At 53.9% G+C, this 24,573-nt stretch carries 21 protein-coding genes; 17 read left to right on the top strand and 4 right to left on the bottom strand.

The window, feature by feature from the left end; genetic code table 11:
- Positions 1-17: 17 nt before the first annotated feature.
- The 6 genes from ACR3EJ_RS19770 (at position 18) to ACR3EJ_RS19745 (ending at position 7,922) form a co-directional block, all read left to right on the top strand.
- Positions 18-1,598 carry an ABC transporter substrate-binding protein gene (locus ACR3EJ_RS19770; RefSeq protein ID WP_480423410.1) on the top strand — a complete coding sequence of 527 codons (1,581 nt, stop codon included), beginning with the start codon at positions 18-20 and terminating at the stop codon, positions 1,596-1,598.
- 149 nt (positions 1,599-1,747) lie between these two features.
- The gene (locus tag ACR3EJ_RS19765; RefSeq protein ID WP_170544176.1) at positions 1,748-3,313 is read left to right on the top strand and encodes an ABC transporter substrate-binding protein; all 1,566 of its coding nucleotides are present in this window, start codon (positions 1,748-1,750) and stop codon (positions 3,311-3,313) included.
- 3 nt (positions 3,314-3,316) lie between these two features.
- Positions 3,317-4,261: a glutathione S-transferase C-terminal domain-containing protein gene (locus tag ACR3EJ_RS19760; protein WP_170544174.1), complete on the top strand. Its 945-nt coding sequence runs from the start codon at positions 3,317-3,319 to the stop codon at positions 4,259-4,261.
- 25 nt (positions 4,262-4,286) lie between these two features.
- The gene (locus ACR3EJ_RS19755) at positions 4,287-5,264 is read left to right on the top strand and encodes an ABC transporter permease (RefSeq protein ID WP_010441429.1); all 978 of its coding nucleotides are present in this window, start codon (positions 4,287-4,289) and stop codon (positions 5,262-5,264) included.
- Between the two features lie 41 nt (positions 5,265-5,305).
- Positions 5,306-6,211, top strand: coding sequence for an ABC transporter permease (locus tag ACR3EJ_RS19750; protein ID WP_375543917.1), 906 nt, complete (start codon positions 5,306-5,308; stop codon positions 6,209-6,211).
- Between the two features lie 4 nt (positions 6,212-6,215).
- Positions 6,216-7,922 (top strand): ABC transporter ATP-binding protein, encoded by a 1,707-nt coding sequence (locus tag ACR3EJ_RS19745; RefSeq protein ID WP_170544170.1) that lies wholly within the window; start codon positions 6,216-6,218, stop codon positions 7,920-7,922.
- A 34-nt stretch (positions 7,923-7,956) separates the two neighbouring features.
- On the opposite strand, the gene ACR3EJ_RS19740 is transcribed toward ACR3EJ_RS19745, so the two are convergent.
- Positions 7,957-8,694 carry a creatininase family protein gene (locus tag ACR3EJ_RS19740; RefSeq protein ID WP_170544168.1) on the bottom strand — a complete coding sequence of 246 codons (738 nt, stop codon included), beginning with the start codon at positions 8,692-8,694 and terminating at the stop codon, positions 7,957-7,959.
- A gap of 45 nt (positions 8,695-8,739) precedes the next feature.
- Positions 8,740-9,510 (bottom strand): transporter substrate-binding domain-containing protein, encoded by a 771-nt coding sequence (locus tag ACR3EJ_RS19735; RefSeq protein ID WP_170544166.1) that lies wholly within the window; start codon positions 9,508-9,510, stop codon positions 8,740-8,742.
- Positions 9,511-9,629: 119 nt separating this feature from the next.
- Here ACR3EJ_RS19735 and ACR3EJ_RS19730 point away from each other — a divergent pair, with 119 nt between their 5' ends.
- The 8 genes from ACR3EJ_RS19730 to ACR3EJ_RS19695 all read left to right on the top strand — a co-directional run bounded on the left by ACR3EJ_RS19730 (position 9,630) and on the right by ACR3EJ_RS19695 (position 18,020).
- Positions 9,630-10,370: an amino acid ABC transporter ATP-binding protein gene (locus tag ACR3EJ_RS19730; RefSeq protein WP_010441434.1), complete on the top strand. Its 741-nt coding sequence runs from the start codon at positions 9,630-9,632 to the stop codon at positions 10,368-10,370.
- A gap of 10 nt (positions 10,371-10,380) precedes the next feature.
- Positions 10,381-11,142, top strand: a complete 762-nt coding sequence (locus tag ACR3EJ_RS19725; protein ID WP_029621928.1) for an amino acid ABC transporter permease — start codon at positions 10,381-10,383, stop codon at positions 11,140-11,142.
- Positions 11,143-11,153: 11 nt separating this feature from the next.
- The gene (locus ACR3EJ_RS19720; protein WP_170544164.1) at positions 11,154-11,504 is read left to right on the top strand and encodes a carboxymuconolactone decarboxylase family protein; all 351 of its coding nucleotides are present in this window, start codon (positions 11,154-11,156) and stop codon (positions 11,502-11,504) included.
- A 55-nt stretch (positions 11,505-11,559) separates the two neighbouring features.
- Complete coding sequence (gene phnY / locus ACR3EJ_RS19715) at positions 11,560-13,008, top strand: phosphonoacetaldehyde dehydrogenase (RefSeq protein ID WP_170544162.1); 1,449 nt, start codon at positions 11,560-11,562, stop codon at positions 13,006-13,008.
- 127 nt (positions 13,009-13,135) lie between these two features.
- Positions 13,136-14,149: an NAD-dependent epimerase/dehydratase family protein gene (locus ACR3EJ_RS19710; RefSeq protein WP_170544160.1), complete on the top strand. Its 1,014-nt coding sequence runs from the start codon at positions 13,136-13,138 to the stop codon at positions 14,147-14,149.
- 371 nt (positions 14,150-14,520) lie between these two features.
- Positions 14,521-14,649 carry a hypothetical protein gene (locus ACR3EJ_RS19705; protein ID WP_260027356.1) on the top strand — a complete coding sequence of 43 codons (129 nt, stop codon included), beginning with the start codon at positions 14,521-14,523 and terminating at the stop codon, positions 14,647-14,649.
- A gap of 324 nt (positions 14,650-14,973) precedes the next feature.
- Positions 14,974-16,713 carry a type I secretion system permease/ATPase gene (locus ACR3EJ_RS19700; protein ID WP_170544158.1) on the top strand — a complete coding sequence of 580 codons (1,740 nt, stop codon included), beginning with the start codon at positions 14,974-14,976 and terminating at the stop codon, positions 16,711-16,713.
- Positions 16,713-18,020 (top strand): HlyD family type I secretion periplasmic adaptor subunit, encoded by a 1,308-nt coding sequence (locus ACR3EJ_RS19695; protein ID WP_170544156.1) that lies wholly within the window; start codon positions 16,713-16,715, stop codon positions 18,018-18,020. The genes ACR3EJ_RS19700 and ACR3EJ_RS19695 overlap by 1 nt, the downstream gene beginning before the upstream one ends.
- A 20-nt stretch (positions 18,021-18,040) precedes the next feature.
- Here ACR3EJ_RS19695 and ACR3EJ_RS19690 read toward each other — a convergent pair whose 3' ends face one another.
- Both ACR3EJ_RS19690 and ACR3EJ_RS19685 read right to left on the bottom strand, forming a co-directional pair.
- Positions 18,041-18,664, bottom strand: coding sequence for a dockerin type I domain-containing protein (locus ACR3EJ_RS19690; RefSeq protein ID WP_480423405.1), 624 nt, complete (start codon positions 18,662-18,664; stop codon positions 18,041-18,043).
- Positions 18,661-20,085 carry a calcium-binding protein gene (locus tag ACR3EJ_RS19685; RefSeq protein ID WP_480423403.1) on the bottom strand — a complete coding sequence of 475 codons (1,425 nt, stop codon included), beginning with the start codon at positions 20,083-20,085 and terminating at the stop codon, positions 18,661-18,663. The genes ACR3EJ_RS19690 and ACR3EJ_RS19685 overlap by 4 nt, the downstream gene beginning before the upstream one ends.
- A gap of 224 nt (positions 20,086-20,309) precedes the next feature.
- Here ACR3EJ_RS19685 and ACR3EJ_RS19680 point away from each other — a divergent pair, with 224 nt between their 5' ends.
- The 3 genes from ACR3EJ_RS19680 to ACR3EJ_RS19670 all read left to right on the top strand — a co-directional run bounded on the left by ACR3EJ_RS19680 (position 20,310) and on the right by ACR3EJ_RS19670 (position 24,573).
- A complete protein-coding gene (locus ACR3EJ_RS19680; RefSeq protein WP_480423401.1) occupies positions 20,310-23,966 on the top strand; it encodes an Ig-like domain-containing protein in 3,657 nt (1,218 codons plus the stop codon).
- Positions 23,906-24,160 carry a hypothetical protein gene (locus tag ACR3EJ_RS19675; protein WP_480423400.1) on the top strand — a complete coding sequence of 85 codons (255 nt, stop codon included), beginning with the start codon at positions 23,906-23,908 and terminating at the stop codon, positions 24,158-24,160. Before ACR3EJ_RS19680 ends, ACR3EJ_RS19675 begins: the two co-directional genes overlap by 61 nt.
- Before the next feature lie 65 nt (positions 24,161-24,225).
- Positions 24,226-24,573 carry a SapC family protein gene (locus ACR3EJ_RS19670; protein WP_480423398.1) on the top strand — a complete coding sequence of 116 codons (348 nt, stop codon included), beginning with the start codon at positions 24,226-24,228 and terminating at the stop codon, positions 24,571-24,573.

Raw genomic sequence — 24,573 nt, 5'->3', positions numbered from 1 at the left:
AAATGGGGAGACGACTTATGTCATTCAAAACTCTGATGCTTGCCGCCAGCGCAACAGCGATGATCGCGGCGGGTGCTTCGGCGGAAACGCTGCGTTGGGCGCGTGCCGGTGATGCACTGACGCTGGACCCGCACGCGCAGAACGAGGGTCCAACTTCGGCCATGGCGCACCAGATCATGGAAACTCTGGTGATGCGTGATCATTCCGGTGCACTAGTACCCTCTCTGACAACTGAATGGGCGCCGTCCGAAGACAACCCGAACGTCTGGGTATTTAAACTGCGCGAAGGCGTCACGTTTCACGATGGGGCCGAGTTTGACAGCGATGACGTTGTATTCTCGCTAAACCGCGCCATGACGCCGGATTCCGATTACAAGGAACTGCTTGCTTCGGTGAAAGAGGTGCGTGCACCCGACAAGTTCACGGTTGAAATCGAAACTGATGGCCCAAACCCGATCATGCCCAACAACCTGACCAACATGTTCATGATGGACAAGGATTGGGCTGAGGCAAACAATGCCGTCAAGGTGCAGGACTATGAAGGCGGTGAGGATACCTTTGCAGCTAAGAACGCCAATGGCACCGGACCTTACAAGCTGGTCAGCCGCGAACCGGACGTGAAAACCGTTCTGACTGCCAACGAGAATTACTGGGGCAAGGATGAATTCCCGCTTCAAGTGACCGAGATCGTCTACACCCCAATCCAGAACGCCGCGACACGCGTCGCCGCCTTGTTGTCGGGTGAAGTGGATTTCATTCAGGACGTGCCGGTGCAGGATCTTGAGCGTGTCGCCGGAACTGATGGGCTGGATGTACGGACAGCACCACAGAACCGGGTGATCTTCTTTGGTATGAACATGGGTGACGCCGATCTGACCTCGGACAATGTGGATGGTAAAAATCCGCTGGCTGATGTCCGAGTTCGTCAGGCGATGTCGAAAGCGATCAATCGTGATGCGATCAAACAGGTCGTGATGCGTGGCCAGTCTGCTCCTGCAGGCATGATCTCACCCCCGTTTGTTAATGGTTGGGACGCAGATATGGACGCGTCTTCGTCAACCGATATCGAAGGGGCCAAGGCGCTGATGGCCGAAGCGGGCTATCCTGATGGATTCTCGCTGACCCTGAACTGCCCGAATGATCGCTACATCAATGATGAGGCAATCTGTCAGGCGGCGGTTGGCATGCTGGCTCAGATCGGGGTCACCGTGAACCTAGACGCCAAACCGAAGGCGCAGCATTTCCCGCTGATCAACAATCTGGAGACAGACTTCTACATGCTGGGTTGGGGTGTTCCGACATATGACTCGGAATACATCTTCAACTTCTTGGTGCACTCGAAGGGTGAGAAGTATGGCTCTTGGAACGGCACGCGGTACTCCAACCCTGATTTGGATGCCAAGATCGTAGCCCTAGCCTCGGAAACCGATCTGCCCGCGCGCGATCAGCAGATCGGAGACATCTGGCAAGTTGTTCAGGACGAGCAGCTGTATATCCCGATCCACCACCAGGTATTGAACTGGGGTATGAAATCGGGTGTCGGCACCATCGTTGAACCGGAAGATTCACCGAAGATCAAATACTTCGAGATGAACTAAACCATCCATTTGGATGTTGATCAGGGCGCGTTTTCGCGCCCTGTTCTTGTTTGTGCCGCAGGTAACGGGACTGTGATCTCAAACCGAGAGTGTCTTTACGTGGTGGCCAAAAAGCTGGATTGTTTCAGCGATAACAGGGAGTTTTCGCCATGATCTTCAGAAAAAGTGCCATTGGCCTGGCCATGTTGCTTGCCAGCACCGCACAGGCCGCCGATTTCAAATGGGCCTCGACCACCGATCCGCAGACGATGGACCCCCATGCGGTTAACTCAGCCCCCGTACTTGGGTTCCTGAACAACGTTTACGAAGGTCTGGTCCGCCGCGGCAAGGACATGAGCGTCGAGCCCGCACTGGCCGTCAGCTGGGAGCCGATTGGAGATGGTGAAGGTTGGCGGTTTAAGCTGCGTGAAGGCGTAACATTCCACGATGGCAGCAGCTTTGACGCACAGGATGTCCTGTTCAGCTATCAACGCGCATCAGGCGAAGCGGCAGATACCCGCAGTTGGTTCGCCCCTGTCAGTGATGTCGTTGTGGTCGATGACTACACCGTCGATATCATGACGACTGCACCGAACCCTCTGTTCCCGTCTTCGATTGCCAACTGGATGATCATGGATCAGGGCTGGACCGAAGCCAACGACGCTGTGGTGCCTGATAAAGAGACCGGCAACTACGCAACCATCAATGCCAATGGCACAGGGGCATTTAAAGTTACCGAGCGTGAGCCAGGCCTCAAAACTGTGCTGGAACCATTTGAGGGCTGGTGGGGAGATGTCGAACACAACATTACCCGTGCTGAATTTAATCCGATCCAGAACCCGGCGACTGCCGTTGCAGCTTTGCTTTCGGGTGACGTGGACATGATTAACCCTGTACCAATTCAGGACGTCGCTCGGCTGCAGCAGAACGCAGAGGTTGATGTCATTCAGGGCATCGAAGCACGTGTGATCATGCTGGGCTTCGACCACGAAGCCGAAGCCCTGAAATACACCGACGATGCAGGCAAGCCAAATCCGTTCCGTGATGCACGTGTGCGTCAGGCAGTTGCACAAGCCGTCAATGTGGATGCCATTCTGGCCACGATCATGCGAGGCAATGCTGAACCCGCCTCACAACTCGTCAGCCCGGCGATGAGTGGATTTTCCGACGCCAATGCGGAACGTCCTGCGTTTGATGTAGAAGCTGCCAAGGCCCTGCTTGCGGAAGCAGGCTATGCAGATGGATTCTCGTTTGGCCTGAAATGTCCGAACGACCGCTATCTGAATGATGAGGCCGTCTGTCAGGCAGTTGTTGGCATGCTTGCGCAAATCGGCATAACGGCCGAGTTGGATGCAATGCCTGTGCGGAACTACTGGCCGGAGTTGCGTGAGGACAATTATGACATGTATCTTCTGGGCTGGAGCCCTGGCACGTTTGACGCTGAACATCCGGTCCGCTTCCTCGTCGCCACTCCAAACGAAGAGAAAAAACTGGGCAGCTGGAACTTCGGCGGATTCTCGAATGCGCGGGTCGATGAGCTGTTACCGATGATCCAATCCGAGCTGGATCAGACCAAGCGGCAAGCCATGCTGGATGAGGTGACTCAGATTTATCAGAACGAACAGGTCTACGTACCGATGTATGTTCAACCGTTGGTCTGGGGCACGCGCAGCAATGTCGAGCTGACACAGCGCCCGGACAACTTTTTCCTGCTGCGCTGGGTGACGGTGAACTGAACAATGGGTTTGATGATTGCCGGTGTCTATCATGCAGAAGACCCGGCGCCCGATAGCACGCTTGACGGCGCGTTTCGCCGTCAGGCCTCGACCATCCGTAACGCTTTACCCGATACGGAACTGGAACCACAGCGGTTTCACCTTTACGCGGCGTGGAATTGCCCTTGGGCGCATCGCGTTTTGTTGGTCCTTGCCCTCAAAGGTCTGCGGGATCTCGTCACGGTTGCCTATGCTGAACCGCGTCGCACAGCAGATGGTTGGGTTTATGCGGATGGCGCCGACGCGGTATATGGCGCGACCGCGTTGCATCACGCCTATACCCGCGTGACCCCCGCCTATACCGGGCGGATCACGGTGCCGCTGCTTTGGGATCGGCTTCACGACAAGGCCGTCTCAAACGAATCTGCTGATCTGGTGCGGATGCTGGGCACCCTGCCGGGCCATGGCCCAAATCTGGCACCACCAGAAAAGCTTGATCAAATCGAAGCGTGGAATGACAAAATCTATGCACGCCTCAACAACGGGGTCTACCGCGCAGGTTTTGCACGCACGCAGGAGGCTTATGAGGCGGGATTCCGAGATGTCTTCGCCACGATGGATGAGATCGAAGCACATTTGGCCGCCAATCGCTATCTATGCGGCGATGCCCTGACCGAGGCCGATCTGCGCCTGTTCCCGACACTGGCTCGTTTTGATGTCGCGTACCATTACGCCTTCAAATGCAATCTGCGCCGCCTGATCGACTATCCAAATCTCTGGGGCTATGCGCGAGAGCTCTATGCGCTGCCAGGTGTCGCTGAGACGGTGAACTTCGACATTTACAAACTGGGTTATTTCTCACCTTCCGAGCTGCGCAATCCGCTGGGCATCGTGCCGTTGGGTCCGGAAATCGATTGGACCACTCCGCATGGCCGAGATAGCTTGACCACCCGGTCGGTAAAAGCATAGACAGACCCACCAATGGGGAAAATCAATGTTCGCATTTATCGTCCGAAGGATGTTCCAGTCCATCATCGTACTTCTGGTCGTGGGGCTGGTAGCATTCTCGATGTTCCGCTTTGTTGGCGACCCGATCGACAACATGCTGGGACAGGAGCGTACGCAGGCTGACATCGACCGTCTACGAACCGAACTTGGGCTGGATCAGCCTTTTGTGGTGCAATACGCCAAGTTCCTGCAAGGTGCTGTTCAGGGTAATTTCGGAGTATCCTACCGGCAGGGCCGACCGGTCTCGACTATCCTGCTTGAGCGGGCTCCGGCTACGCTGGAACTGGCCTTTGTGTCTGGGTTTCTGGCAATCACGATGGGCATCGCGCTAGGTGTCTTCACTGCGATCCGACGACAAGGGATTGCTGCGAATGTGATCATGACGGTTTCCCTGATCGGGGTATCGTTACCTACATTCCTCATAGGTATCCTGCTGATCTATATTTTCTCGGTCGAGCTTGACCTACTGCCCAGCTTCGGGAGGGGCGAGACCGTTATGATTGGGCATTGGTCAACCGGGTTTCTGACGGCCTCGGGCCTCAAGGCGCTGATTTTGCCTGCAATTACCTTGGGCCTTTATCAGATGACGCTGATCATGCGGCTGGTCCGATCCGAAATGCTTGAGGTGCTGCGCGCCGACTATGTCCGGTTCGCACGTGCCCGTGGGCTTTCAGATCGCGTCATCAACTTCCGCCACGCGCTGAAGAATACGCTGGTGCCGGTGATCACCATAACGGGTTTGCAGCTGGGTTCGATCATCGCATTCGCCATCATCACTGAGACAGTGTTTCAGTGGCCCGGTGTGGGCCTGCTTTTCATCAACGCAATCCAGTTTGTCGATATTCCCGTGATGGCGGCATATCTGATGCTGATTTCAGTGATGTTCGTGACGATCAACCTGATTGTCGATCTCCTTTATTATGCCATTGACCCGCGTCTGCGTGTCGACGCGAGGGCAACATGAGCGATACCATGGAAACTCCGAAAGCCACACCAAAGACGCGCATGGCCAAGTTTTGGGACAGCGACTTCGCATGGTCATTTCGGCATTCCCCGGTTGCTGTGATCGCCTCGCTGGTTGTCGTCATTCTAGTGCTGGCAGCGATCTTCGCGCCGCTGATCGCGCCTTATAACCCGTTCGACCCCGCAACGCTGAACCTGATGAACGGCTTCACGCCGCCGGGCACACCGAATGCCTTCACGCAAGAAACTTTTCTGTTGGGAACCGACGATCAAGGGCGTGATGTGTTTTCCACCATCCTTTATGGTTTGCGTATTTCGCTGTTCGTCGGGGCATCGGCGGTGCTTCTTGCACTTGTTATCGGAGTGATCCTAGGGCTGGTCGCGGCTTATTTCGGCGGTTGGATCGAAACACTGATCATGCGGATCGCCGATGTGCAGCTGACTTTTCCTGCCATTCTTGTGGCAATGCTGATCTTCGGCATCGCCAAAGGGATAACCCCGCCGGAATACCGTGATGAGATGGCAATCTATGTTCTGATCATTGCGATTGCGCTGTCGGACTGGGTGCAGTTCGCGCGGGTCGTGCGTGGTGCGGCGTTGGTTGAGAAGAACAAGGAATATGTGCAAGCCGCGCGCCTGATCGGCCGGGGATCGTTCCCAATCATGTTCCGCCATATCCTGCCTAATGTCCTGAGCCCCGTTCTGGTCATCGCTACAATTTCGCTGGCGCTGGCCATTATCGCCGAGGCGACGCTCAGTTTCTTAGGCGTTGGCGCACCCCCGACCCAGCCATCTTTGGGCACACTAATCCGTATCGGCCAAGGCTTCTTGTTCTCGGGCGAGTGGTGGATCCTGTTCTTCCCGGCCTGTACGCTGCTGGCCCTTGCCTTGTCGGTCAACCTGCTGGGCGACTGGCTGCGCGACGCGCTGAACCCCAAACTGCGGTGATTTCATGAGCCTTTTGACCATCCAAGACCTCACCGTTGAGTTTCCGACCCGCCGCCAGCTTTTCACAGCGGTGGATCACGCCAGCCTGTCCGTTGAGCCCGGTGAAATTCACGGGCTTGTGGGGGAATCCGGTGCCGGTAAATCCACAATCGGCGCCGCTGTCATGGGCCTGCTGGAACGTCCCGGACGTATCGCCAGTGGCCAGATCAAGCTGGGCGGCGAGCAGATCAGTGGGATTGATGCCGAGGCGATGCGAGGGCTGCGCGGCAAGAAGATCTCGATGATCTTTCAGGACCCATTGACCTCGCTAAACCCGCTGTTCACGGTGCGCGAGCAACTGGTTGAAACGATCCAGACCCATCTGGGCGGTACTGAAGCCGAGGCAAACAAACGCGCCCGAGACCTAATTGACCGCGTGGGCATTCCGGACCCGGACACGCGGCTTGATCAATACCCGCATCAGTTTTCAGGCGGGATGCGCCAGCGTGTAGTCATCGCGCTGGCCTTGTGCACCGAACCGGATGTGATCATTGCGGACGAACCCACTACGGCGTTGGACGTTTCAGTTCAGGCGCAGATTTTGGACCTAATCAAGGAACTGGCCCAGGAGCGCCAAGTAGGTGTCATCCTGATTACCCATGATATGGGCGTGATCGCGGACACCACCGACCGCGTGACCGTGATGTATGCGGGCAATGTGGTTGAAAGCGGCACCACAGCACAGGTGATGGGCCAGCCGCAGCACGAATACACCAAGTCCCTGATCGCCGCGGTACCTCGCCCGACGCTGAAACTGCATCGCTTCCCTCAGATCAGCTATGGCGGGCGCGAAACACGTTTCGCAATCGAGGATATGGCACGCCATTGGCCTAAGGAGGACAACGACACCACCAAGCCAATCTTTGAAATTCGCAACCTGACAAAAAAATTCCTGCAGAAACGTGGCCTATTACCTTGGAACCGCACTTATTTTACAGCCGTTGATAATGTCAGCTTCGATATTCACGCAAGCGAGGTCTTCGGGGTCGTGGGTGAATCAGGCTCGGGTAAGTCGACGGTCGCGCGGATGATCGCAGGGCTCTACCCGGTTGACGGAGGCACTATCGATTTTCAGGGCCAGCAGGTTAGTGATCTAAGCAATCGTGCGGTGCAAGACGAGTACCGAAAGAACATCCAGATGATCTTTCAAGACCCCTACTCTTCCCTCAATCCTCGGATGCGGGTGGATGAAATTGTTGCCGAGCCAATTCGCCATCATCGCCTGATGGATGGCGCGCACATCAAGCGCCGGGTGGATGAATTGTTGGATCAGGTGGGTCTGGGTTCCGGAGCCGGTCAAAAATACCCGCACGAGTTTTCGGGTGGTCAGCGGCAGCGTATATCGATCGCCCGCGCTTTGGCGACACAACCCCGGTTCCTGATCTGCGATGAGCCAACAAGTGCACTGGACGTATCGATTCAGGCTCAGATTCTGAACATCCTAAAGGATTTGCAAGAGCATCTGGGCCTGACCATGCTGTTTATCAGCCACGACTTGCCCGTCGTTCGCCAGATGTGCGACCGGGTTGCGGTCATGAAGCAGGGCCAAATCGTCGAGGTCCAGGAGACCAGCGAGTTGTTTGCCAATCCGAAAACCGAATACGCAAGCGAATTGCTGCGGCTTATGCCAAAGCTCGATGACCTGTCGACCGATGGTCTTGAGGCGGAGTAGACAACACTTACCCTTTCACTTCAGCATCTTTTGTCTATCGATCTTGCTCAAATGAACGGAATTCGTTCGCAATTACGATTGCAGCCATGGTCAGCAGGCGTTCACCATCCTTCGGGTTGGCGAGGGCAGAGTGTGAGCCGACTCGCCCATCAGGGAATTCTGCACGATGTTCATCTGGTGGACCATGTCGGTCGCCTGCGTGATCCCGCACATATTCTGCACTGAGTTTCCTTGGTGGTTCGGCAGCTTGGTTTTCTGGCAATACGCCGAGTAGAGATTGCGTTATTGCGATTTCGGATGGAGTTGCATGCATCCCCTCCCATTCGCCGTACAGCTGTTTGCGCAGCGTGTCTACTGCGTCCGACTCCCACCAGCTGCGGATCATCATCTGGTTGTCAGGAAGAGTGGATTTGATGGTGCGAAGGGGCTCCAGATTGGCACCATGCCCATTCACTACGAACACGCCACGGAACCCTTGTGCCAGCAATCCCGCAATGACTTCATTTGCCAGCATCTGAAATACTTCGGCCGAAACCGAAACCGTACCGGGAAAGCCTGTATTGAACGGCGCGGGGGTGTAGGCCAGCGGGGGTGCAACGATCCCCCCGCATCGACTGGCAGCCGCAAGCGCGACTGCCTCAGCGCAAATTGTGTCCGTACCAATGCGACCCATCGGACCATGCTGTTCGGTCGAACCCACCGGAAGCAACACCGCAGCGCCTTGATTTATACGAGCGTCGACCTCGTACCAGGTCATGTGATCAAGCTTCATGACTTCCTGTCCAAGTCTTGATCATTGCTGCGGTGTTAGCCGTGATCAGAGACCCCACCGCTTCTGGTTTTCATCGAAGAAGCCCTGAGCTTTTTTCACTTCGATCCAGCTGTTTACATAATTGATCCAGACCTGATCATCTTGTGGCAACAGCATCGCGATCGGGGATGGCGACCGGGGGCCAGCATTCTTCACACGAACAACCGGAAACTTGGCCTCTAGCGTCGAGCCTTCGATATTTGACGTGATGAACACATCCGCCCGACCGGCAAGCACCTCCTGAAAACCGCGCGCCGGAGCTTCGACCACCTTGATATCAGCATCGGGGAACCATTCGCGCACACGTTTTTCAAAGGTAGTACCCAGGGTTGTTGCGACTTTTACACCGGGTTTGTTGATCGAGTCATACCCGTCAAATTTATCGGCCTTGTCTTTGGTCGTGTACGGGAACAGTTCAACAGAGATGTAGCTGTCAGAGAAACCGGCAACCTTCAAGCGCGGCGGAGAAATCGAAGCCGAGCCGGTGATATGATATTTCCCGGCGACCACCCCATTGACCAGGGTTTTCCAGTCTGTCGGAACATATTCAACTTCGACGCCAAGATCTGCAGCCAATGCGTTCATGATATCTATATCATAACCCTTGTAGCTGTTAGTCGCAGGATCGCGCAGCGACATTGGATTCCAATCTCCAGTTGTCCCGACTTTCATCACACCAGAATCCAGGATTTCATTCAGTGCAGACTGGGCCTGAGCGGCGCTTCCAATCGCTAGGCCAAACGCAGCGGCAATGGCTACTTTGAAAAGATGTTTCATGTATTTCTCCTGTTGGTGGCAGTCGGCTAGTCTAGCTGGATTGTTTCTTGATCTAAGCGCAAAGACCACGCTAACCTCAAGAAAATAATTGACTGAGAATAACAAAGGCAGGCCAGCTAATGCCAGACGCCGCGATCGAGTTAGTCGACGTAAACAAGTGGTATGGCACATTTCATGTGCTCAAGGATATCAATCTTACGATAAATAGCGGTGAAAAAGTTGTAATCTGTGGGCCTTCCGGTTCTGGAAAATCGACGGTTGTAAGATGCATCAACCAGCTTGAAAAACACCAAAAAGGTACGATCCGCATAGACGGGACAGAGCTGTCAGATAACGCCCAATCCGTCGCCACAATTCGATCAGAAGTCGGGATGGTGTTCCAGCAGTTTAATCTTTTCCCGCATTTGACCGTGCTGGAAAATCTGACTTTGGGTCCGATCAAAGCAAGGGGGTTGAGCAAGAAAGAGGCCGAAGAAAAAGCCCGCCATTACCTTGAACGGGTCCATATCCCGGACCAGGCCGACAAACGTCCTATTCAGCTTTCAGGTGGACAACAGCAACGTGTGGCCATCGCTCGTTCGCTTTGCATGGAGCCGAGGGTTTTGTTGTTTGACGAACCCACCTCGGCCCTGGACCCCGAAATGATTTCCGAAGTCCTCGACGTGATGGTTGAACTGGCGCAGGAAGGAATGACCATGGTGGTTGTCACCCACGAGATGGGTTTTGCACGCAAAGTTGCAGACAACATGGTGTTTATGGATGCGGGTGAGATTGTCGAACAAGGAAAACCCGAGCATTTCTTCACTAATCCGCGGTCTGAGCGGTGTCAGAAATTCTTAAGCCAGATTCTGCAACATTGAGTTGGATGTCATGAAGAAACCGCTCCTGTTCCTCCCCCTGTTCGTACTTTTAGCTGGGTGTTCGTCGTCTCAGACGTGGGGCTGGTATGTGATTGACCCCACCACCGCATCAGGCTGGACCAATGTCAAGTTTCTGGTGTCTGGGATGGGTGCGACGATCCAGATATCGCTGATCGCGGCGATCATGTCGATTGTGATTGGTCTGCTGGTGGCGCTGCCAGGTCTGTCTGAAAAACGTGGTTGGCGACTGGTGAACCGGATCTACGTGGAATTTGTCCGCTCGATCCCTCTGCTTCCGATGTTGTTTTGGGTCTTTTATGGTTTGCCAATCGTCTTTCAGTCGATGGGAATGAATATACCCATCGATCCATTCTGGGGGGCGATCATCACATTGGCAATCTCGGACAGTGCCTTTACCGCTGAAATTTACCGCGCCGGGATTCAATCAATTGCCAAAGGCCAAAGCGAAGCTGCGCAGACAATCGGGCTGAACTACTTTCAGACTATGCGCTATGTGATCCTGCCGCAGGCAATCCGACGCATTTTGCCGCCATTGGCCAATCAGTTCATTTACATCGTGAAAATGAGCGCTTTTGCGAGCGTCATTGGTATGCAGGAACTGACACGCCGCGCGAACGAGCTGGTGGTGACCGAATATCGTCCGCTCGAAATCTATACTTTGCTGATCTTTGAATATCTGGTGCTGGTCTTGATAATCAGTGCTGGCGTCCGTTGGTTAGAGCGTCGTATGGGCGCGGATGAACGCGGATAAGGAGAAAACAGTTGGACTGGAAAGACTTCATGGCCGAAACCGAGGCCAATATCGGTGTGTTCTCAAAGGAAGTGCCGGAAACCGTGCGTGGGTTTGGCATTATGGGTAAAGCTGCCAAAACGGACGGTGCACTGAGTGAGAAAACCAAGGAGTTCATGGCCCTTGGCATTGCGATCGCCACGCGATGCGATAGCTGCATCGGTTTCCACGTCCGTTCTTTGGTTCGTTTGGGTGCGACCCGCGGCGAACTGTGCGAGGCTCTGGCTATGGCGACCTACATGGGGGGCGGACCGTCATATGCCTACAGCGCCAAGGCACTGAAAGCGTTTGATGTGTTTTCAGAGCAATCGGGCGAGACATGATCTGATTTGGATGACATATTCCCGCTCATTCGCTTAATGTAGGAAAGTTCGGGACATGTCAGCAAACGAAATCAGAACCGAGGGGATGAGGATCGGTGGCGAAGTCGTCTTTGCAAATGAGACAATTCCGGTCCACTACCCTTATACCAATGAAGTAGTCGGCAATGTTCCTGCTGGCCAGGCCGAACATGCGCGTCGCGCTTTTGAGGTTGCCGCTCGATACAAACCCAGCCTGACACGCCATGAGCGTAACCAGATCCTACAACGGACATCAGAGTTAATCGGCCTGCGCCGTGGCTATCTGGTTAAATGGCTCGTGCTAGAGCTGGGCATCTGCCATCAGCACGCAATTTATGAGACAAAACGCGCGCAGGATGTGTTTCAATTCGCAGCCGGTGAAGCGCTGAGGGATGATGGTGAGATATTTTCGTGCGATTTGACGCATAATGGCAGGGCCCGCAAGATTTTCACTATGCGCGAACCGGTGAACGCAATCAGCGCGATCACCCCCTTTAACCACCCTTTGAACATGGTCAGCCACAAGGTTGCTCCGTCAATTGCAACAAACAATTGCATGGTTTGTAAACCAACCGAGCTGACTCCGCTGACTTGTCTGACACTGGCGGACATCCTGTACGAAGCCGGTCTGCCCCCTGAGATGTTTCAGGTGATCACCGGGTGGCCGCAGGATATCGGCGATGAGATGATCACCAATGAAAACATTGACATCATCACATTCACTGGTGGTGTGCCAGTGGGCAAGATGATAGCGGAAAAGGCCGCATTCAAGCGTCAGGCGCTTGAGCTGGGCGGCAATGATCCACTTATAGTTCTGAACGATCTGAGTGGCGCCGATCTTGAAAAGGCTGCTGGTATTGCGGTGGCAGGTGCTACCGGAAACTCTGGCCAGCGTTGCACCGCAATCAAACGTATTCTGGTGCAGGACAGCGTGGCCGACAAGTTTGTGGCATCGGTTCTGGAGAAGGCGAAGAAGATCAAATTTGGAGATCCGCAAGACCCCGAGACTGAGCTGGGTTGTGTTATCCACGACAAAGCCGCTGAACTATTTGATAAACGCGTTCATCTTGCTGAGAAAGCAGGAGCCGAAATACTATACCACCCTGGCCGTCAGGGCGCATTGCTACCGCCCATCGTGGTCGACAAAGTGCCCTATGACTGCGAACTGGTCATGGAGGAAACCTTTGGCCCCATCATCCCGATCATTCGCGTGCCTGAAGATGACGAAGCGGTGATACGCATCTCGAATTCTACGGGGTTTGGTCTTAGTTCGGGCGTCTGCACCAACGACCTTAATCGTGCCATTGCCTATATCAATGGTCTGAATGTTGGCACCTGCAACATCTGGGAACAACCCGGGTATCGCATCGAGCTGTCCCCGTTCGGAGGCATCAAAGACTCAGGAAATGGTGTCAAAGAAGGGGTCATTGAGGCCATGAAGTTCTTTACGAATGTCAAAACCTATTCGCTCCCCTGGCCCGGATGAGCAGGTTGATTTGGATAGAAAAGTGAAAACCGGCCAATAGGGAAATGACGGCTTGAGCCGTAGGACTATAGGCGTCATATGTGCCGGTGGACGCAAGCGCCAAGCCCAGACACAAGGAAGCAACCTCATGCAAAAGGTTCTGATCACAGGCACTGCCGGATTTATCGGATTTCATCTTGCCAAACTTTTGCTTGAGAATGGTTATCGCGTTCACGGCTATGACGGGATGACGGATTACTACGATGTCCGCCTCAAGCAGAGCCGGCACGCGCTGTTGTTGGAAAACCCGAACTTTTCGTGTGACGAAGGGATGCTGGAAGACACTGAGAGCTTCGATCGAATGGCTGACGCATTCGAACCGAACGTGATCATCCACCTAGCGGCGCAGGCCGGCGTCCGATATAGCTTGGAAAACCCGCGCGCCTATGTTGAAAGCAATGTTGTCGGAACATTTAACGTGATGGAAGCGGCACGGCGACACAAAGTACAGCACTTGCTGATGGCCTCCACCTCGTCAGTCTATGGGGCTAATCCTGATATGCCTTTTGACGAATGCGAGAAGGCAGATCATCAACTTACGATGTACGCTGCGACCAAGAAAGCGAACGAAGCGATGGGGCATTCCTATGCGCACCTTTGGAATCTGCCGACAACCATGTTTCGCTTTTTCACGGTCTACGGCCCCTGGGGACGTCCGGATCTCGCCTTTTTCAAATTTACAGATGCGATTCTAGAAGATCGGCCCATCGACATCTACAATCATGGCGACATGTATCGGGACTTCACATATGTAGATGATCTGGTGCGAGCCATTTCGCTTTTGATCGATGTCGCTCCGGTTCGGCCCGAATCTCCTGACGATATCGCTGAAGGCGACAGCTTAAGCCCTGTCGCGCCATACCGCATTGTTAACATTGGCAACTCTGACAAAGTGCGCCTGTTGGATTTCGTTGACGCGATCGAAGAAAGCCTCGGCAAGCCTGCGACCCGAAACTACATGGAGATGCAAATGGGAGACGTGCCCGCGACTTGGGCTAATGCCGATTTGCTGCACCGATTGACTGGCTATCGCCCAAAGACAGAAGTCAAGGACGGCATTCAGGCTTTTGTAGACTGGTATCGCGACTATTACAGCAAATAGAGCCTACGATTTGGTCAATCTCAAACCAACCGTTACTCTGAGAAACTAGGCGGGTCCCCTTAGGGTCACTACAGTTATCAAATTGCTTGTTTCACTGCGTTGATGATCCGTGTTTGCGTATGTTCCTGCTATATGGGAGCATTGGCAGGCTGATCACACTTGCTGCTGCCTAATCGCCAACTGCCACATCTGATGCAATATTTGGCACCGGTGAATGAATTCTCAAATTGAGTGCGTCGCACGTTATCTGCAAGCAAATACCCATTGTCTTTTCTGACAGAGCGACTGGTAGAGACCCCATCTTGGGTTTGAGTGACCCGCGAGATATTGGTGCAAAACTCTGCAAATCCAAAAAAGCGAGAAATTTCTTGATGAAAAGAACATCTCTGGATGCGTTGGGATCTGCTCTCTGGAAAGCGCGCGAGTATGGCGTCGACACCCGGTTCATTGAGTTGGCTGGCGAGGTCAACACCGCGATGCATGTGAATGTATTTGGCTAACTTGCAAATGTACTCAATGAACGCAGTAAAGCGGTTCGCGCCTGAATGGCTGCCTTGTTTTGGAAGCTAGAGTAAACTCCGGCTGAAAATGACTGGTGGAGTTTACCAAGGCCGGCGCAGATCACGCTAAGGCAGTCGGCGTGTTCCTGCCATTTTCGAACGAGCAACAGCATAAACACCGCCGAAAGCTACTAAGCAGCGGATAACGCGCGTTGTCCCTGCATAAGCGCGCAGATATAGTTGCCACAATTGTCAGGTCGATTTCGGGTTCTGGAAATTCGGCTTTTGACGAGTTCTCGATGTGAGCAATCAAGGGCCGTTCGTGTGAGTTTGAAAAATCGCAACACCCCACCCCAGCGACACGAGCTGAGAAAAGTCCGCAACCAAGGCAACAGCTTCCTTGCGCTTGCGTTCCTATTCAGTGTGTTTGTCAACTTGCTGATGTTGACCGGCCCTCTGTTTATGCTGCAGGTATATGACCGGGTCCTTGGGTCACGCTCGACCGAAACACTGTCAGCTCTGTTTCTACTTGTCGCATTGCTTTATGCGCTGATGGCGATGCTGGACTATGCACGTGGCCGGATCGTTGCCAGATTTGGCGCCCGTTTCCAGTCATCCCTTGATGAGCGCGTGTTTGAAGGAACGATGCGGCGTGCCTTGTTTCCGCAAATTCGGTCAGCGCCTGCTACGGCGTTGCGCGATTTGGAGTCGATTCGCTCGTTATGCGCCTCCCCTGTTTTGCTTGCAGTGATGGACATTCCGTGGACCCCAGTGTTTCTTGCTGCGATTTTTCTGTTTCACCCATTGCTGGGCTGGCTGGCGGTGGCTGGTGGTACACTTTTGGTAGTGATTGCTCTGCTCAACCAAGGTTTAACGCACCGTAAGGTCGCAGAAGCGCAGGTGGCGACTGCCAAAGCCAACGCATTTTCTGAACACGCCCGGCAAGCTGCCGAAGTGGTGAGATCGCAAGGAATGCAGGAGGAAGTATCTAAGCGTTGGCTGAACCAGCGGACCGAAGCGCTCTCGCAGTCGATTTCCGCCAGTGACTGGACAGGCAGTTTCACCTCACTCACCAAATCACTTCGGCTGTTTCTTCAATCTGCGATGTTGGCACTAGGTGCATGGCTTGTTCTTCGCAATGAAATGACACCCGGTGCGATGATCGCAGGCACTATCCTATTGGGTCGTGCTTTGGCACCGATTGAGATGGCGGTGGGCCAATGGTCAATGATTGAACGCGCGCGTACAGCCTGGATCAACCTGAACCAGTTTCTCGACTCCACACCGCCAGAGGCATCGCGCACTAAGCTGCCAACCCCAAAGGCGCATCTTGTGGCAAAAGGTTTGACCGTAATTCCGCCCGGCGCCAAAACCCCTACATTGCGCAATGCCGCGCTTGAGCTGGAGCCCGGCAGAGCGCTAGGCGTCATCGGTAAAAGCGGATCTGGCAAAACAACGCTTGCCAAGGCGCTGCTTGGTTTATGGCCCCCTGCAGCAGGTGAAATCCGTTTGGGGGGTGCGACGCTGGACCAATACGATCCTGACGATCTGGGGCAGCACATTGGTTATCTGCCGCAACAAGTTACCTTGTTCAATGGTACTGTGGCCGAGAATATTGCCCGTATGTCTCGGTCACCTGATCCCGAAGCGGTAGTTGCAGCGGCGAAAACGGCCAATGCACATGATTTGATTCTCGGCCTTGAGAAGGGCTATGACACGTTCCTTGAGGGGAACGATAGTCAGCTCTCGGGTGGTCAGAAACAACGCATTGCACTTGCGCGGGCACTCTATGGCAATCCTGTTGTGTTGATCTTGGATGAACCCAACTCGGCTTTGGACGCCGATGGAACTCTTGCTTTGAACACTGCGGTACGCGAGCTTAAGAAAGCAGGCAAATCCACCATTATCATGACCCACCGCCCGCAAGCTATCTCAGAGTGCGATGATCTTGTCGTCGTTGAAAAGGGTCAGATCGTAAAATCCGGTGGGCGCGATGAGGTGTTGAATACAATGGTGCAAAACGCCAACGTCATAAAACGGCATCTGAATAAGGTGGGTGAATGATGTCAGACAAGAGTTCACGTCCAGCCTGGAGCATCACGGCACCAGCCGTTGTCGGCTTGTTGGCCCTGGCAATTTTGGTGTTAGGGTTAGGAATCTGGAGCGTCCGCACCGAACTGGCCGGGGCGATCATTTCCCAGGGTGTGATTGAAGTCCAAAGCAACCGTCAGGTGATCGAACATCCGGATGGCGGGGTAGTCGGTGAAATCTTCGTGCGTGACGGTGATAGTGTCACTGAAGGCGAATTGATGCTGAGGCTCGACGATACTTTTCTGGCGTCGGAGACAACCATCGTTGAATCACAGCTGTTCGAGTTGCTTGCCCGAAAAGCTCGGCTTGAGGCAGAGAGGGATGGCGCGAATGTCGATGCACTTGCCCAAAGCCTGCAGGAGCTCAAATCTAATGAAACAATCGGTGACGATTTGCTGGCGGGCCAGCAACGTTTGTTCAATGCAAGACTTGACACGCTGACCCAACAGATTGACCAGTTAGGCAAGCAAAAGGTTCAGATCGGAAACGAGATTGAGGGCACGCAAGCGCAGCTTGCATCGCTGAACACGCAAGTTGGGCTCATCAGAACCGAACTTGAAGATCAGCAGGGTTTGCTGCAACGCGGTCTGACGCAAGCAAGCCGTGTCTCTGCCCTACAAAGAGAAGAGGCAAATCTTACCGGACAAATAGGGCGGCTTGAGTCAACCATTGCACGGCTCAAGGGCCAGATCGCAACGACCGAAATTCAGATTGTCCAACTGCAGGCCACCCGCCGCGAAGAGGCGATTACCGAACTTCGAGACGTTCAATCTCGTGCGGTTGAGTTGGCAGAAAGGCGCCTTGCACTAACCGAGCGTTTGTCGCGCCTGGATATTCGCGCACCCGTTGCTGGCACAGTTTATGACAGCCAGGTTTTTGCGATTCAGTCGGTCATACAACCCGGTGAACCGATGATGTACGTAGTTCCTCAGGACACTCCGTTACTGGTTGCCGCGCGTGTTGATGCATTGCATGTGGATCAGTTGCATCGTGGACAGGATGTCGCCCTTCGGTTCCCGGCCTTCAACCAGCGTGACACCCCCGAGATCGAAGGCCATGTAATCAACGTTTCGGCTGACACGTTCACCGATGAGACCAGCGGTTTCACTTTCTATCGGGCCGAAGTAGTGCCCGATGAAGGCCAGCTTGATCGTCTCAACGGTCAGGAACTGCTGCCTGGAATGCCAGTTGAAGCTATGATCAAGACAGATGAGCGTACGCCTCTATCCTATCTGATCAAACCATTGGCTGACTATTTTTATCGCGCATTCAGGGAGTGATCGGGGCCTGAAGCCCATGCTCAAACTGCTTCGACATTTCCCAGGAGTATTGCAGTCATATCAAGCGTCAAAGCGCCATCTATTATGGTGACATCGACGCTTGTATTGTAATTTATATTGTTTCTGGAGATATCAGACAAATTTTCGTTCGCGTCCAGAAATACCCATTCGACCCCATGTGCGGTGGGTTGTCCAACCGCGACTTGTAGAATCGCCAGCGCGTCGAGGGCATTAACCGACCCATCTCGGGTTATGTCGGCTGCGATGAAATTCTCTGCAGCGGCAGACCCCCAGGTTGGATCCAGACCGACCGACATACGCAGAACCTGCAGAGCATCCAGCGCGGTAATTTCGCCGCTCGCTGTCGAATAAGACTTGATGATTTCTAGTTGTCCGGGAAACGTCCCATCCGGCACTTCCAAATCGAATTCACCATATTCATTGGCTTGCACTGTGAGAGTAGAGCCTCCATCAGGTGTAAACCGGATTTCGGCGTCCCCAAGCGCTGGATTGCGGACGAAAGCATCAAGTGTAAATGCGCCAGCTAAACCTTCAGAGGCGTTGTTATCCGGACCGGAACCCAAATCAACCGGGATGTGGTCCGGCCCACTAAACCCGGACCCGAACACCTGAGCGCTGGTCAACGGGTGTTGGTATCCGAAATCAGGTCGATTGTTTCATCAAGATAGGTTATGCGTGCGCCTGTCGCTGTTGAGGTAAAATCCAGCTGCGCAGGAGTCCTAAGGAACGGGTAGTGCGACAAGTCCAGCCGATCTGTCCAGGCCTGAAAATCCGAAATTACAGTTGGACCACTGCTTTGACGGATCACGAAGACATCTGCGCCTGCCCCACCTGTCATGATCGTTGAACTTGTACCGGTGATCAGGATGTCGTCGCCCGCTCCACCGTTCAGGGTTGAATCCAGAATCCCTCCGCTTAACAAATCGTCTTGCGCGGTCCCGGTTACCGACCCCAAGCCTTGCGAGACAACTCCCAAATCCGCAATTGATACGCTGAGATGGGTTATGCCCGGATCTATTTGAGACGTTGCAAAAACCTGTAATTCATCCCCTACATGCGCCACGCTGAGCGTTTCAACATTCTGTAATCTGGTTTCCAGCGTGTCTGCAAAACTATCCATATGAACGAGTTGCCCATCCGGGGTCATCGTGAACAGTGTAACGCCGTCATCGCCGCCCCCTGCCAGGACAAAAACCCGCCCCTCTACTTCAATGGCCGATAGATCCTGTACAGATTCGAATCGGGTATGCAGTGTATCCAGGACGTGATTGGTTGGTCTGAGCTGTCCATTGTCGCCCAATTCCATGACGCTTATTGAGTTGCTTTGCGAACCCGCTACGACGACCCATGATTTGCCATAAGCCTGAACAACTTCGATAACAGTTGGCGCGCTTATCCCGAGCGTCTGAATCGAAGTATTTCCATCTACCGCGGATAGTACACCTGAATTCTGGTCGACCAAATACGGCTGGATAGAGCTGCTTGCCGTATCAATGGATATGACGAAATGTTTCGATCCGACTTGTAACGCCCGCAGCTCATCCGCTGAGCCTGCAACCGAATTTATCAGGCTCAAAGTCCCGTCTACATTGATGTGATACGTTGCCAGTTGCCCGGTATCGGTTTGTGCAAGCGTAAGAATTTCGTTCGCACCAACCGTCAACTGTGTCGCTGCAGAAATATCTCCGCCGCCAGACAAAGTGTTTGTTTCGCGGATGCTGCCAGTGCTTCCATCCGGGTTCAGGTCATATCCGATCAGACCCGTCGCGGTATCGACATCCAAGATCAGCTGATCGCCAGAGGCCAGTTGGATTGGAATGCCACTCCGTCCGACTTGATACGAGATCGACGCGTCGAAATACTGCTGGTCTATTTCCTGTGGTAATACCCCCGAACCAAGGTGCCATGAAACGATCCCGCCACCGGGTCCAGTCATACTGTAGAGATACGTTTCCCCGTTAAACGTTTTTAAAGCCGTATCGCCGATACCTGAATCGAGCGCTGCGGTCCCCGTTGCCACCACACTTTCGAACTGAAGCTTCATCGCCCCTACCCCCCCCTACCACCCCTGGCAGTGGAAACAGGATGGAAGGATGCGCAGACCAGAACCAGAGCAGAAATGTGGTGAAAATAGGGACTTCGGTTCCAGATTAATTCAAGTTTTCCGGATTGCTCCCCCAAAGGTGCCAGATCGCGCCACGAATGAATGGGTTTGAACCGGGAAATGCGGAACATGCAAAAACCGCGTCCATCAAATGTGAGGGCAACATGACCAACAATACCGGCTCGACCAAAATTTCGATCACGGACTCTCAGCCCAATGCGCAGCGCAAGCGCCATGTTCGCAACTGGATAGACAAAAAGCTCAAGCTATTGGCCAAGCGTGGATTTGCAGGTGGTCTTGGGTCAACACTATTGGCATTGCCGGTGTTGGCACAGGCGACCGTCGAACAGCTCGAATCCTATCAATTTGCAAATTCGATCCCCGGTGTTCTGGCTATTAAATTGCTTGCAAATGGTGATGTCCAACTAAGCTTGGCGGATGGTCGAACGATTGTTGTCACCGCCGAGAACGTTCAAATTCTGGAAAACGGCGCGATTATGCTTGCCGACGGGGTCGCCGCAGAAATTGCTCAATTCAGTCTCGCAGCGGAAGCCGCCGGAGCGACCGCCGCCGCAGGCGGGGTGAGCGGCGCGGGGCTTGCATTAGGTGGGCTGGGTATCGCCGGTGCAGCTGCCGCTGCTGGCAGAGGTGGTCGCGGAGGGGGCGGGAGTGATGAAGACCCCGAGCCAGCTACGGTCGCCACAGAACCTCCTCGCCCACCCAGCCTTAACCTGCAGGGATTGCAGACAAATGAACTTAATAATATCAGCAGCAAATCAGCGACCCCCGTGGGCACAACTTCGGTAGAAGTAACCATTGGTTCCGTCACCAAAGCTGTCACACCAGATATCAATGGAAACTGGAGCGTTTCGCTGACTCAAGCCGAAACGGCTGCGCTCCCTCAGGGAGTTTCAACGGTAACAATTCGTCATCTGGATGGAATGGGCACGGAACTATCGGTGGATACCGCAAAGTTTGACGTCGATACAGTCCCGCCTACATTGGCAATTACAGCGTTTTCAGCTGGCGAAGTTTTGAATGGCGCAGAACAGAATGGCGCTCTCGAAATCTCGGGCACAACAGATGCGGAAAATGGCCAAATTGTCACCGTAACAGTCGGTGGCCAGACCTATCAAGGGACAGTTTCTGGGGGCAGTTGGGGCGTCTCGGTACCAGCCGTTGATCTTGCGGCTTTACCGGACGGAGCTAACATAGCAGTAACGGCAGATGTAACTGACCGCGCAGGCAATCCCGCCGTTCAGGTAAATGATGCATTTGATACAGACTTCTCTGCTCCTACTCTGACTCTGAACCCTGTTGCCGGCGGATCCATCGATCTTGCGGATGTTGGCGGCGATCTGGTTCTGACGGGGACAACCACCGCCGAGAACGGTCAGGCCGTTACCGTATCTTTCGACGGCCAAGATTATGGCGGAACCACTTCGGGCGGCAGCTGGTCGGTGACGATTCCGAATGCGGATCTTTCTGGGCTGGCCACCGGGGTGCCCGCCACCATTTCTGTTGCGATCAGCGATGCTGCGGGTAACTCTGCAACACCCATTGTTGTCTCTGTACCGGTCGATCTCACTGGTCCTTCGATAGCAATTACTCCCCTATCCGTCGGTTCTGTCCTGAACGCAGCTGAGGTGGGTTCTGATCTGACCGTAAATGGGACAACAGGAAACGTATCTGACGGTCAGCAAGTTTCGGTCACTCTGAACGGCCAAACTTATACAGATTTGGTATCGGGCGGCAGTTGGAGCGTGAATATTTCAAGCGCAGATCTCATAGCACTCGCTGATGGCGGAAGCTTCAACCTGACGGCCGATGTTACAGACGCTGACGGCCTACCGGCTCCGCAGGACGTTGTCGGCCTGTCCAAAGATGTTTCAGCGCCCACATTGAACATTGACAGCTTCTCGCATGGCCCAGTCATGAATGCGACAGAGCGTGATACGGACCTGACCGTCTCAGGAACCACTTCGGCTGAGGATGGCCAAACGGTGACCGTATCCCTCAACGGACAATCCTATACGGGTATTGTTAGAGGAGGGTCTTGGATTGCTACCGTACCTACCGCAGATTTGGCGCTGCTGTCAGATGGCGCAACGATATCCGTGACTGCAAATGTCTCCGATTCGGCTGGTAATCCGTCATTGCAGGCTTCCGGCAGCTTCGACACTGACTTCACACCTCCAGCATTGGTGATTTCGTCCCTATCCGATGGTCCGGTGATAAACATCGCCGAGCAGGTTACTGATTTGGAAATTTCCGGAACGTCCAACGTCGGTGATGGAACACAAGTTACTGTTCAAATTGTAGCTTCAGATGGCACTGTTTTGCTAAGTGGTTCCACCCCTGTCAGTGGAGGTGGCTGGACTTACACCGCGGCCGCATCTGACCTGAGCAGTTTACAAGATGGGGCATCATACACCGTAAATGCTTTGGTTTCCGATGCCGCTGTGAATGACAGTAGCGCCTCGGCAAGTTTCAGCACGGACCTTGATGCACCTACGATTACGATGAACCCTCTGACTGTGGGTCCTATACTGGACGTGATTGAACAGGGATCTGATCTGAACGTTTCAGGTTTCACCTCCGCTGAAGATGGACAGTTGGTTACTGTCAATCTGAACGGTGCGGATTATACTTCGGTGGTTTCTGGTGCTACCTGGGCTACGGTTATCCCTTCTGCTGATTTGCTTGGGCTCGCAGATAGCAGCAGCTTTCAGATCACAGCATCGGTCCAGGACGCAGCAGGGAATCCGGCAATTGACGCAACAGCAACGTTAGATACAAACTTCCGTCCTATCCTGAGCCTCAATACGCCCGGAACGAACGGAGCAGTTTCATTAACCGATGTGCAAAACACTGGATTAACGATCTCTGGTGGTTCTGCGGGTTTAACGCCAGGTCAGGCGATTGATGTCACGCTAAATTCAGTTTCCATCGGCAGTGCAACCGTTGCCGCTGATGGAAGTTGGAGCCTTGCAGTGTCCGCTGCAACCTTCGCCTCGATCGATGCTGGAGACTCTCTCGATTTTTCTGCACAGGCAACTGTGTCTGGTGGTCCGAACCCCTCCCCAATTTCGGTTGAAACCTTCGCTCATGTGCCAGCCGCTTATACTATTTCTGAGGTTGGTCGAAGCGGATCGACGGTGACATTTGAGATCTACGCAGACCCGGATCGCGATATTTCCAGCGGGCTGGCATTTACAGCTGATCTGGGCTTTGATTCTTCGATTGCGACTTATGACAATGGGTCCGAGATCGAGAACGCGGATTTCAACCTGTTCCTTGCGAACCCAAGCGGAGGTTCAACGATCAGTTTCGCCGGAGCTGCGACAAGCTATGGAGATTTGTCGCAACCAGTTGTTACATTCACGATGACCGTGCAGGATGCAACCAAACCGATAGTGCTGACGTTGACCACACCGGATGGCGGGCCGTCGCAACTTCATCTGGGCACCGCTGGGGCTGATCATCTAATCGGGTCAAACGTCGACGATGTCATCCATGGCGGCGATGGAAGCGATATGATTGACCTCTCAGGCGCGGGTCGTGACGTTGTTGTGTTTGATGCAGATCCGGCGGCGAATGGCCGGATAGTGTTCGCAACTTTACACTCGGTCCGGCAGCGAGCGTATCAGACGCGCTGCTATTTCATAATCTCGATGCAAGTACGCTGCGCGGTGACGGTACTGGAGTTGAGTTGCTTATGGCAGGAGGCACAATCGGCTCAAACACCGGCTTCGTTGGTTTGGAAACTTCACTTGCTGATCTGGATGTCAACACGATTGCCAGCGCTGCAGAGAACCTGACAGGTGCTCAGGCCGGAGACGAGATATATCTTCTTGCAACAGATGGCTCTGACAGCCTTCTTGTCAAAGTCGATTATTCAAGCCCAGGTTCAGCGTCGGTAGAAACACTGGCGCAGTTTGAAGGGCTTGCGGACCTAAGTGCGTTGACATCAGACAACGTCCTGTTGACCGACCCGACCGGCACTTCTGCGTAAATCGCCGATAGGCATTTGGCGAGATTACCTGAGCTGATCTCGCCTTATCCTTACAAGAGGTTTGTATGACAGAGAATGGTCTTGTCCCCGTACATGTTGGGCGTCATCGCAACTTTTTCTGGCGTCGTTTCACGTCTTTCGGATTTGCCCAAGGAATGGCCGGATGTCCGATCGTCGTTTCAGAAATATCTCGGATTGCGTCTGCGTTCCCCATTGTGTTCCAGCGGCAGGGGGATGATTTCATACCGACGGCGCTGTTTTCAGTCGCTGCTGGCATAGCGTCACCCTTTGTCGATCCAAATGGGCATTGGCGTGCGCCGTATGTACCGTCAGCGCTTCGTTCCTACCCGTTTTACGCAGGGCCTTCTAGAAATTCCGACGTTCCTGCGGTGCAAAGTTGTGCCTGTACGTAG

The organism is Ruegeria sp. AB11, from assembly GCF_056536325.1.
This window is presented reverse-complemented; position numbering and strand designations above follow the sequence as displayed.